At 46.7% G+C, this 9,711-nt stretch carries 15 protein-coding genes; all 15 read left to right on the forward strand.

Features of this window, described 5'->3' with window-relative positions:
- Window positions 1-2 precede the first annotated feature (2 nt).
- The 15 genes from rplR to rpmE all read left to right on the forward strand — a co-directional run bounded on the left by rplR (window position 3) and on the right by rpmE (window position 9,417).
- Window positions 3-365 (forward strand): 50S ribosomal protein L18, encoded by a 363-nt coding sequence (gene rplR / locus P5674_RS04490; protein WP_006618085.1) that lies wholly within the window; start codon window positions 3-5, stop codon window positions 363-365.
- Between the two features lie 50 nt (window positions 366-415).
- Entirely contained in the window at window positions 416-946 is a 531-nt protein-coding gene (rpsE, locus tag P5674_RS04495) for a 30S ribosomal protein S5 (protein WP_006618084.1), read from the forward strand.
- A 77-nt stretch (window positions 947-1,023) separates the two neighbouring features.
- Window positions 1,024-1,494, forward strand: a complete 471-nt coding sequence (gene rplO, locus P5674_RS04500) for a 50S ribosomal protein L15 (protein ID WP_006618083.1) — start codon at window positions 1,024-1,026, stop codon at window positions 1,492-1,494.
- 52 nt (window positions 1,495-1,546) lie between these two features.
- Entirely contained in the window at window positions 1,547-2,863 is a 1,317-nt protein-coding gene (secY, locus tag P5674_RS04505; protein WP_006618082.1) for a preprotein translocase subunit SecY, read from the forward strand.
- Entirely contained in the window at window positions 2,863-3,441 is a 579-nt protein-coding gene (locus P5674_RS04510; RefSeq protein WP_006618081.1) for an adenylate kinase, read from the forward strand. Before secY ends, P5674_RS04510 begins: the two co-directional genes overlap by 1 nt.
- A gap of 221 nt (window positions 3,442-3,662) precedes the next feature.
- Window positions 3,663-3,887 carry a translation initiation factor IF-1 gene (infA, locus tag P5674_RS04515; protein ID WP_006618080.1) on the forward strand — a complete coding sequence of 75 codons (225 nt, stop codon included), beginning with the start codon at window positions 3,663-3,665 and terminating at the stop codon, window positions 3,885-3,887.
- A gap of 502 nt (window positions 3,888-4,389) precedes the next feature.
- A complete protein-coding gene (rpmJ, locus tag P5674_RS04520; protein ID WP_006618079.1) occupies window positions 4,390-4,503 on the forward strand; it encodes a 50S ribosomal protein L36 in 114 nt (37 codons plus the stop codon).
- A 286-nt stretch (window positions 4,504-4,789) separates the two neighbouring features.
- A complete protein-coding gene (gene rpsM, locus P5674_RS04525) occupies window positions 4,790-5,173 on the forward strand; it encodes a 30S ribosomal protein S13 (protein WP_006618078.1) in 384 nt (127 codons plus the stop codon).
- 89 nt (window positions 5,174-5,262) lie between these two features.
- Entirely contained in the window at window positions 5,263-5,655 is a 393-nt protein-coding gene (gene rpsK / locus P5674_RS04530; protein ID WP_006618077.1) for a 30S ribosomal protein S11, read from the forward strand.
- Window positions 5,656-5,795: 140 nt separating this feature from the next.
- The gene (locus P5674_RS04535) at window positions 5,796-6,740 is read left to right on the forward strand and encodes a DNA-directed RNA polymerase subunit alpha (RefSeq protein WP_006618076.1); all 945 of its coding nucleotides are present in this window, start codon (window positions 5,796-5,798) and stop codon (window positions 6,738-6,740) included.
- Between the two features lie 103 nt (window positions 6,741-6,843).
- On the forward strand, window positions 6,844-7,194 hold the full coding sequence (gene rplQ, locus P5674_RS04540; protein WP_006618075.1) for a 50S ribosomal protein L17: 351 nt from the start codon (window positions 6,844-6,846) through the stop codon (window positions 7,192-7,194).
- Between the two features lie 56 nt (window positions 7,195-7,250).
- Window positions 7,251-8,087 (forward strand): tRNA pseudouridine(38-40) synthase TruA, encoded by an 837-nt coding sequence (gene truA, locus P5674_RS04545; protein WP_006618074.1) that lies wholly within the window; start codon window positions 7,251-7,253, stop codon window positions 8,085-8,087.
- Between the two features lie 15 nt (window positions 8,088-8,102).
- Window positions 8,103-8,561 carry a 50S ribosomal protein L13 gene (gene rplM / locus P5674_RS04550; RefSeq protein ID WP_126277489.1) on the forward strand — a complete coding sequence of 153 codons (459 nt, stop codon included), beginning with the start codon at window positions 8,103-8,105 and terminating at the stop codon, window positions 8,559-8,561.
- The gene (gene rpsI, locus P5674_RS04555; protein ID WP_006618072.1) at window positions 8,561-8,971 is read left to right on the forward strand and encodes a 30S ribosomal protein S9; all 411 of its coding nucleotides are present in this window, start codon (window positions 8,561-8,563) and stop codon (window positions 8,969-8,971) included. The genes rplM and rpsI overlap by 1 nt, the downstream gene beginning before the upstream one ends.
- A gap of 194 nt (window positions 8,972-9,165) precedes the next feature.
- Window positions 9,166-9,417 (forward strand): 50S ribosomal protein L31, encoded by a 252-nt coding sequence (gene rpmE, locus P5674_RS04560; RefSeq protein WP_006621318.1) that lies wholly within the window; start codon window positions 9,166-9,168, stop codon window positions 9,415-9,417.
- Window positions 9,418-9,711 lie beyond the last annotated feature (294 nt).

Here is a 9,711-nt window from a genome sequence, read left to right on the forward strand (position 1 = left end):
TCATGAAACTTACTCGTAACGATTCCCGTCAGCGCCGTCACCGTCGAGTTCGGCGCAAAGTCCTAGGAACTTCAGAGCGTCCTAGATTGGCTGTGTTTCGCTCTCACAAGCACATCTATGTGCAGGTGATTGACGATAGCCAGCAACATACCTTAGTAGCCGCCTCTACCTTAGACCCCGAAATAACTGCTGACTTGAAAACCGGGGCCACCTGTGATGCTTCTGTTAAAGTTGGTCAACTAATCGCTCAACGCTCCTTATCCAAAGGAATTGAGCGCGTCGTCTTTGACCGGGGAGGTTACATCTATCATGGCCGCGTTAAAGCCTTGGCAGACGCAGCTAGAGAGGCCGGGTTAGAATTTTAATAAGCTGACGGGCAATTTATAATTGCCCTTAACAATCAGGAACTAAAAGTATGGCAGAACAGCAACGTCGGAAAAAAAATACTCGCACCAAAGAAAAAGAATCCGAATGGCAAGAACGGGTCGTTCAAATTCGCCGTGTAACTAAAGTAGTTAAAGGCGGTAAAAAACTGAGCTTCCGTGCCATTGTTATCGTTGGTAACGAAAAAGGTCAGGTTGGTGTCGGTGTCGGAAAAGCAGCAGATGTTATCGGAGCCGTTAAAAAAGGTGTCGCCGATGGCCGCAAAAATGTCGTCGAGATTCCCCTAACCAAATCTAACTCTCTACCTCACCCCGCCAATGGTGTGGGAGGTGGCGCTCAAGTTATTGTTAGACCTGCTGCCCCAGGTACAGGGGTAATCGCTGGGGGAGCTGTCCGCACCGTGCTAGAACTAGCCGGGGTTAAAAACGTTCTAGCTAAACAGCTAGGCTCTAGTAATCCCCTTAATAACGCCCGCGCCACCATTAACGCTTTATCAGGATTGCGGACTCTATCCGATGTGGCCAAAGAACGGGGTATCCCCATCGAACAGCTTTATGCTTAATCTGAATTGGACTATCGGGGCAATTCCTAAATTGCCTCTCACTGATAACCCATTAATTACACTGCACTGAGACAACCATGAGATTACAAGACGCCAAGCCCAAAGCTGGCTCCCAAAAACGTCGCCGTCGCCTTGGTCGTGGGGTTTCTGCCGGACAAGGTGCTAGTTGTGGAAAAGGAATGCGTGGTCAAAAATCGCGTTCCGGTGGCAGCACCCGACCCGGATTTGAAGGAGGTCAAAACCCCCTCTATCGACGACTACCTAAATTAAAAAGCTTTCCTCTGATCAACCGAAAACAGTACACTACCATTAATGTGGGTCGTCTGGATTCTCTGAGTGCCAACAGCGAAGTAACTCTATCCTCTCTAATTGCGGCCGGAATTATTACCACTGACCGTGGACCGCTCAAGATTTTGGGAGATGGAGAACTAAATGTGGCACTTCAGGTTAAAGCAGCAGCCTTCACCCAAAGCGCTCGATCTAAAATTGAAGCAGCCGGGGGAAGTTGTGAAGTCTTAGGAGCCAGAAACACCAGCCCGGAAGGTTAAGCATTAGCTTGCTCTGTACATTCCCAATAGTGTTTTCAAGAGGTAGTCCTTCATGGTCGTCAGTCGAGAAAAAACGCCAACTGCACAGGAAACATTTATGCAGATGGCTCAGGCTGCTGGTTTACGGGGTCGTATTCTCGTAACCATTGGTCTGCTTATTCTAGTCCGTTTGGGCGTGTTCCTGCCTATCCCAGGCATTGATCGGCAAGCATTTAGCCAAAACATTCAAAACACCCCCTTTATCGGTTTTCTGGACCTATTTTCCGGGGGTGGATTTTCAGCCCTGGGTATTTTTGCCCTGGGAATTCTACCCTATATTAACGCCTCCATTATCATGCAATTGATGACGGCGGCTCTCCCCACTTTAGAAGATTTGCAAAAAAACGAAGGGGAAGCCGGACGGCGGAAAATATCCCAAATTACCCGCTATGTGGCTTTGGGGTGGGCGATATTGCAAAGTATTGGTATTGCCATTTGGGTCAGTCCCTTTGCTCAAAATCCCAATCAACCACAGTTCATAGTTATGGCTGAAGTAGTCCTGGCTCTGGCTGCTGGATCTATGTTTGTCATGTGGGTATCGGAACTGATTACAGAACGGGGTATCGGTAATGGCGCTTCCCTGCTCATTTTTATCAACATTGTGGCAGTTCTACCCCAATCCTTGGGCAGTACCATTGAATTGGCTCAAAGTGGTGATAGCGCTATTGTAGGACGAGTTGTGATCTTGTTATTGATTTTCCTAGCCATGATTGTTGGGATTGTTTTTGTACAAGAGGGAACCCGTCGTATTCCTATTGTTTCGGCTCGCCGCCAAGTGGGTCGCAAACTCTATCGCGAAAAAAGTAGCTATCTGCCTTTGCGTCTAAATCAAGGCGGGGTGATGCCGATTATCTTTGCTTCGGCAGTTTTGATTCTTCCGGCTTCTATCTCCCAGTTTGCTAATAATCCGATTCTGGTACAAATTTCTACTTATCTGAGTCCCGGAGGACCTGCTCCTTGGGTCTATATTGCCTTTTACTTGCTGATGATTCTGTTCTTTAGCTATTTCTACGCTTCTTTAATTATGAATCCCGTAGATATGGCTCAGAACTTGAAGAAAATGGGAGCTAGTATCCCCGGAATTCGTCCAGGTCGCGCCACCAGTGAGTATATTGAGCGGGTTCTGAATCGCTTAACCTTTTTGGGAGCGGTTTTCTTGGGTTTAGTAGCAATTATTCCTACTGTCGTGGAAAGCGCTACCAGAGTTCCTACTTTCCGAGGCTTTGGTGCTACTTCTCTACTGATTCTGGTTGGGGTTGCTATTGATACCGCCAAGCAGGTTCAGACCTATGTAATTTCTCAAAGATATGAAGGGATGGTGAAAAAATAATGCGGGAATTGATTTTTTTGGGGCCGCCTGGTTCGGGAAAGGGAACCCAAGCGGCTCGTATGGCTCAGATTATGAAAATTCCTCACATTTCTACTGGAGAGATTTTGAGGGATCATGTCTCTAAGCAAACTACCCTAGGTCAACAGGCTAAAACCTATATGGATCTGGGTGATTTGGTTCCGGATCAACTGATTTTGGATATGGTCACTCATCGCTTATCAGAGCCTGATGCTGAAACGGGTTGGATTCTCGATGGGTTCCCTCGTAATGTCAGCCAGGCTCAGTTTGTCCAAGAGCATTTGTTGGCGGTTGATGAGAAAACGGGCAAAATTCCAGATAAAGATCACGTCTGGGTCATTAACTTAGAGGTTCCAGATGATGTCATCCTGAAACGATTGCTGGTGCGGGGTCGTGAAGATGACCATGAAGAAACGATTCTGCATCGCCTTCAGGTTTATCGGGAACAGACGGCTCCGTTGATTGAATTTTACAGCAGCCGTAACCAACTGCATCATATCAATGGCGATCGCTCTATGGAAGAAGTAACCGATAGTTTAAAAGAGGTAATTACCAGCTAATTATTGGCATGGAGAATCCAGGTTCACCAATCTGGGAACAAAATCTCCCCCCGGCGGTTCTCATCCTGGCTTAGTCATTTGTGTTGATTTCATAGATGATTACCAGATTTTGATAAGATATGTTAACACGCTCAGGCCCATGCCCGGACGCAATTCTACCTGGTTGGATGATTTTAGTCGCCTACTGGGGGGTTTATTTACCGAATTGAGGAACTAACAGTTTGTCTAAACAAGACTTAATAGAAATGGAAGGAACTGTGACCGAGTCCCTTCCCAACGCCATGTTTAGAGTCGATCTTGACAATGGTTTTAATGTACTAGCACATATTTCGGGTAAAATCCGACGCAACTACATTAAAATTCTACCGGGCGATCGCGTCAAGGTAGAATTAACCCCCTACGATCTCAGCAAAGGTCGGATCACCTATCGACTAAAAAAGAAATAGGTTCCTCTCATCGCTGAATCGCTCCAGGTTGATTTACCTCAATCCTGGCTGAAAATTTTTAGCCTGTGGTATAATTAAGAATTTGTTGTAAACTACTATTAGTAGTTAGTGTCGTTCTATATAGCGTCAGCACCCCCCTGTAAAAATATGACTGTTGAACAGCCATGTTTCCGGGGAACTAAGTTATGGACAATAGTTGAATTTCCTAGGGTATAGGGGGGTCGCTAATCTCAAGCACTCAAACCAAAGAGTTAAAAATCAACAACGGGACTACCTGGGCGTAGGGCGTAGTTGTCAAATAATACTCTGGGGAAAGTACCGCCGACCAGTAACACCATAGTAGCAAACTAACTTTGTGCTGAAAAGAGCCTAAATCAGGCTAACCATAGAAAGATACAGCACCTCTGTCTTTCTGCCCCAGTAGGGCTAGAGCAATTCATGATCCATAAAATTGTAATCGGCCAGCTAAATCTAGTGGTTTCCAAACTCCCATGAGGTTGACATGAAAGTTAGAGCATCAGTGAAGAAAATTTGTGAAAAATGTCGCGTCATTCGCCGTCGAGGGCGGGTGATGGTGATTTGCTCGAATCCCAAACATAAGCAAAGACAAGGATAGTTAGGATGAGGGTAGTAAAGCGCGTCAGATAGCCATAATGACGCATATTCAATTATTATTGATTCTTCTGGCGCACCCTACCCATCTTAACTGTTGATGTCTATTGTACACAGACCGGTAAAAAAGGAAAGTAGCGGGAAACCTAAATCAAGTATCCCGTGAACCCAAGCCAGTGATACCCTCGTCAAAGGAAGTTAATGACTGTTATTATGACCGATCACGGCAGCTCAGTCACTAAGCACTGTAATTAATTTTGGCACAGCACGATTATTAGGGAGAAAAAAACGTGGCACGGATAGCCGGAGTAGACCTTCCACGCGATAAGCGTGTCGAGATTGGTCTGACCTATATCTATGGAATTGGATTATCTCGGTCCAAAGAAATCTTAGCGGAGACAGGTGTCAACCCCGACACCCGAGTTAAGGATTTGAGTGATGCGGACGTAGCAGCTTTACGTTCTGTAATCCAAACCAACTACCAAGTAGAAGGAGACCTGCGACGCTTAGAAGCGATGAGCATTAAGCGTTTGATGGATATTGGTACTTATCGTGGTCGTCGTCACCGAATGGGATTACCGGTTCGGGGTCAGCGGACTAGAACTAATGCCAGAACCAGGCGTGGAGTTCGCCGAACTGTAGCAGGTAAGAAAAAAGCTGCCTCCAAGAAATAGTATATGGAGAGGCTTTGCACGGGCCAACTGTATTAATCAATTATTCAGTAGGCAGTTAATCAACTCAATAGGTCGTTAAAGAGACAACTATGGCGCGACAAACTAAAAAAACTGGACCCAAAAAGCAAAAACGGAATGTCCCCAACGGGGTGGCTTACATTCAGTCTACGTTCAACAACACGATTGTTAGTATTACGGATCAAAACGGGGAAGTAATATCTTGGGCCTCGGCCGGGTCTACAGGATTTAAGGGAGCCAAAAAAGGAACTCCCTTTGCAGCCCAAACGGCGGCTGAAAGTGCTGGCCGTCGAGCGTCCGACCAAGGTATGCGGCAAATTGAAGTAATGGTCAGCGGCCCTGGATCAGGTCGAGAAACAGCAATTAGAGCATTGCAGGGAGCGGGACTAGAAATTACTCTAATTCGTGATGTCACCCCAATTCCTCACAATGGTTGTCGTCCCCCCAAACGTCGTAGGGTGTAAAAAAGCCTGGTGGCGTGCGCCCAAACTAAAGCCGTAACAGGTTTGGAAAAATGAGAAGTTACATCCCCGATACTTTTCATTTTTCATTGGTAATGGGTTAGGTCTAATTTTTGGGGTAAGAGTCGAACGGAGGTCAATCGGTGGCGCAGTTTAAGATTGAGTGTATTGAATCCAATATAAGCACTGACCGTAGTCAGTATGGCAAATTTGTCCTGGGACCGTTAGATCGTGGCCAGGGAATAACCGTTGGAAATGCACTAAGGCGGGTGCTGCTGTCAAATTTAGAAGGGACTGCCATTACGGCGGTCAGAATTGCTGGGGTTAACCACGAATTTGCAACGATTGATGGGGCTCGGGAAGATGTCCTAGAGATCATGCTGAATTTGAAAGAAGCAGTTCTCAAAAGCCATACCCATCAGAAGCAAATTGGCCGTCTCTTGGTGCAAGGTCCAGCAACCGTAACAGTCGGCCATTTCGATTTACCCTCGGAAGTGGAGGTAGTCGATAAAAATCAATATATTGCTACCTTATCCCCGGGGGCAACTCTGGAGATGGAATGTCAGATTGAAAAGGGGACAGGGTATCGAGCGGTTGATAGACATCGGGATGATTCTGCGGCTTTGGATTTTCTCCAAATTGATGCAATTTTCATGCCGGTGCGGAAGGTAAACTACACTGTAGAAGATGCCCGCGATGGCGGATCTTTAGAGAAAGATCGGCTAACGTTGGAAATCTGGACCAGTGGTAGTTTGACTCCCCAAGAAGCTATCAGTCAAGCGGCGGCGATTTTGGTGGACCTATTCGGTGCCCTGAAAGATATCAACCTAGAATCAATTACGAGCGATCAAAGGGATGATATCGATCCTACCAGCCAGATCCCCATTGAGGAGCTACAACTTTCGGTTAGGGCTTATAACTGCCTCAAACGAGCGCAAATCAACTCGGTGGCGGACTTACGAGATTATACGGAGGAAGATCTCCTAGAGATCAAAAATTTCGGTCAAAAGTCTGCTGAAGAGGTGATCGAAGCTCTCCAAAATCGCCTAGGAATTACTTTACCTAAGGAGCGAGCTGCTAAATCTTGAGGCTGGTAGTGCCATAGAGGCTCACGGCTCGGGGTGAGTTGTGAGTGCCTGTTTATGGCTGGTTTCGGAACTAAATCTAAGTAACTTATCTAAATAATTTGTCATGCGTCATCGTTGTCGTATTCATCAACTTGGTAAACCTGCGGACCAGCGAAAAGCTCTTTTGCGATCGCTGACTACTGAACTCATCCGTCACGGTCGGGTAACTACGACTAAAGCACGAGCTAAAGCTGTGCGCTCTGAAGTAGAACGGATGATTACTCTGGCCAAAGATGGCTCCCTAGCCTCTCGCCGTCAAGCGATGGGTTATATCTATGACAAACAACTGGTTCATGCGTTGTTTGAAGGAGCAGCCCAGCGCTATGGCTCCCGTAAAGGGGGATATACTCGCATTGTGCGAACGGTTCCTCGCCGGGGAGATAACTCGGAAATGGCAATCATTGAGCTGGTTTAGAGCGATTGTCAGGGAGTTGGGGACGGGAGCTGAACTCAAGGGAAGGCGGATTGTCGATGACTGATAAACAGCGCATTGCTCTGATTATCCAATACGATGGAACCCACTTCCACGGATGGCAGCGTCAACCCAATCAGCGCACGGTTCAGGAGGACATAGAAACAGCTATTAGCAAGGTGTTAAAGCAGGAGCGTGTCCCCCTCCATGCAGCAGGCCGGACGGACTCTGGAGTTCATGCAGCAGCGCAGGTGGCTCATTTTGATGCCCCAGCCCATATTCCTGCCTATCGGTGGGCAACTATTCTCAATGGCCGATTGCCGGCAGATGTGCTGATTAGGGCATCTGCTCCTGTGCCCAGCGATTGGCACGCCAGGTTTGACGCTCAATGGCGACGCTATCGCTATAGCCTGTACACGGATGCTCGACCTAACTTGTTTATCCGTGAGTTTACCTGGCACTACTATCATCAGCGTTTGGATGAAAGCCTAATGTTGGCAGCTCTTAAACCATTACTGGGCTATCACCATTTATCAGCATTCCAACGAGCTGGTTCTAGTCGCCCCCATGCTTGGGTGGATGTCCAGGATGTGGAATGTTGGCGGAGCGAAGCATTTATTCATATTGAAGTTCAAGCGAGCGGATTTCTGTATGGAATGATGCGATTACTGGTGGGGCTGCTGGTACAGGTGGGGGCTAAGGAGCGATCGCTAGAAAACTTCCAAGATATCTGGGTCAACGAACGTCGGGAAATTGTCAAATCGGCAGCCCCTCCCCAGGGGTTATGCCTGCTACGGGTAGGCTATCCGAATTTCCCCTTTACTCCTGATATCTGGTTCGATACTTTTCCTAAATTTATCCTAGGAAAAACTGAACCACAATCACCATTAACTTAGGAGAACTGCAAGATCATGATGACTAAAACCTATCTGCCGCCGGTTGACTCGATTGAACGCAAATGGTACGTCATTGACGCGGCGGATCAAAGACTGGGCCGCCTGGCTACGGAAATTGCTCAAATCATTCGTGGCAAAAATAAACCCACTTACACCCCCCACATGGATACAGGGGATTTTGTGATCGTGGTTAACGCTGACAAAGTGGCAGTAACTGGCAAAAAAGGGGAGCAAAAAATCTATCGTCGCCACTCGGGTAGACCGGGAGGGATGAAGACAGAGACTTTTGATCAACTGCAAAGCCGAGTCCCGGAACGAATTATTGAGAAAGCAGTTAAGGGAATGCTTCCCAAAAATGCGTTGGGCCGTCAACTATTTACAAAGCTAAAAGTTTATTCGGGTCCAACTCATCCGCATCAGGCCCAAGAACCTGAAGTGCTGAAAATTGACACAATTCCGACAGGAGGTAAATAATGCAGGCTATAGATACAGGTAAAGCAGTTTACTGGGGTACGGGTCGCCGGAAATCAGCGATCGCTCGTGTGCGTTTAGTTCCGGGCAGTGGCCAGGTAATTATTAATGGTCGCGAGGGCGAATTGTATCTGCAATTTAACAGCAGCTATCTTTCGGCGACTAAAGCACCTTTAGAAACTTTAGGGCTAGAAAATGATTACGATGTTCTGGTAAATGTCCAAGGTGGCGGTCTGACAGGTCAAGCTGAGTCGATCCGCTTAGGGGTGGCTCGTGCTTTATGCGAGTTAAGTCCTGATAATCGGCAACCACTGAAAGCAGAAGGCTATCTAACCCGTGATCCTCGTGCTAAAGAGCGGAAAAAATACGGTCTGCGGAAGGCTCGTAAAGCTCCCCAATACTCGAAACGCTAGAGAGTTTTGGCTATCAATCCACCCTCTAAGCGATCGTGTAAACTATCCTAGACAGGGGGTGGTACTATGGCCAATACCCAGGTGAGTGCAGAATCTCAATTGATTAGATTTTGTGACTCGGCTTGTCCGGAGCCAATTATGGCTATAATAGAAAGAAAGTAAAATTTGTTGATTTTGACTTGGTAGCTTAAACCATGCCTAAACCTGATATTCATCCCGAATGGTATCCAGAAGCTGAAGTGATCTGTAACGGCGAAGTCGTTATGAAAGTGGGTTGCACTCAGCCATCACTGCACGTTGATATCTGGTCTGGAATCCACCCATTCTATACTGGAACTCAAAAGATTATTGACACAGAAGGACGAGTGGAACGCTTCCTGCGTAAGTATGGCATGATTGATGAGAGTCAAGCCACAGGAACGGAAGCTGATCAATCTAAAAAATAGCCGGGTTGTTGATTGTTTGTCGTCTGTTGTCCGTAGCTTCTGACTACTGGCAACCGACCGCTTTTTTGTTTCCGGTTTATCCCTAATATTGAGCAGTGTAAAATAAGTTGTAAACCCCCATTAACTAAGGATTTATGTGGCTGGTGTAAATAATCGCCGCCCCGAATTACTGAATATTTACTAATGGGAATAATCAACGGGATTATTTTTATGGTAAAAAACTGCGAACTTTCCGATATTTAACAAAATGTTGCGGAATTCCCCTTCCTCGCTTGCAGGGAGGGGATGAATAGT

The sequence above is a fragment of the Limnospira sp. PMC 289.06 genome (genome assembly GCF_032350395.1).
GTDB lineage: Bacteria > Cyanobacteriota > Cyanobacteriia > Cyanobacteriales > Microcoleaceae > Limnospira > Limnospira platensis.

Excerpts from the sequence above, each read along its gene's own strand:
- P5674_RS04510 (WP_006618081.1), top strand. The coding sequence starts at position 2,863 with ATGCGGGAATTGATTTTTTTGGGGCCGCCTGGTTCGGGAAAGGGAACC.
- rpsE (WP_006618084.1), top strand. The coding sequence starts at position 416 with ATGGCAGAACAGCAACGTCGGAAAAAAAATACTCGCACCAAAGAAAAA.
- rplQ (WP_006618075.1), top strand. The coding sequence starts at position 6,844 with ATGCGTCATCGTTGTCGTATTCATCAACTTGGTAAACCTGCGGACCAG.
- rplO (WP_006618083.1), top strand. The coding sequence starts at position 1,024 with ATGAGATTACAAGACGCCAAGCCCAAAGCTGGCTCCCAAAAACGTCGC.
- rpmE (WP_006621318.1), top strand. The coding sequence starts at position 9,166 with ATGCCTAAACCTGATATTCATCCCGAATGGTATCCAGAAGCTGAAGTG.
- rplR (WP_006618085.1), top strand. The coding sequence starts at position 3 with ATGAAACTTACTCGTAACGATTCCCGTCAGCGCCGTCACCGTCGAGTT.
- rpmJ (WP_006618079.1), top strand. The coding sequence starts at position 4,390 with ATGAAAGTTAGAGCATCAGTGAAGAAAATTTGTGAAAAATGTCGCGTC.
- truA (WP_006618074.1), top strand. The coding sequence starts at position 7,251 with ATGACTGATAAACAGCGCATTGCTCTGATTATCCAATACGATGGAACC.
- rplM (WP_126277489.1), top strand. The coding sequence starts at position 8,103 with ATGATGACTAAAACCTATCTGCCGCCGGTTGACTCGATTGAACGCAAA.
- rpsK (WP_006618077.1), top strand. The coding sequence starts at position 5,263 with ATGGCGCGACAAACTAAAAAAACTGGACCCAAAAAGCAAAAACGGAAT.
- rpsI (WP_006618072.1), top strand. The coding sequence starts at position 8,561 with ATGCAGGCTATAGATACAGGTAAAGCAGTTTACTGGGGTACGGGTCGC.
- secY (WP_006618082.1), top strand. The coding sequence starts at position 1,547 with ATGGTCGTCAGTCGAGAAAAAACGCCAACTGCACAGGAAACATTTATG.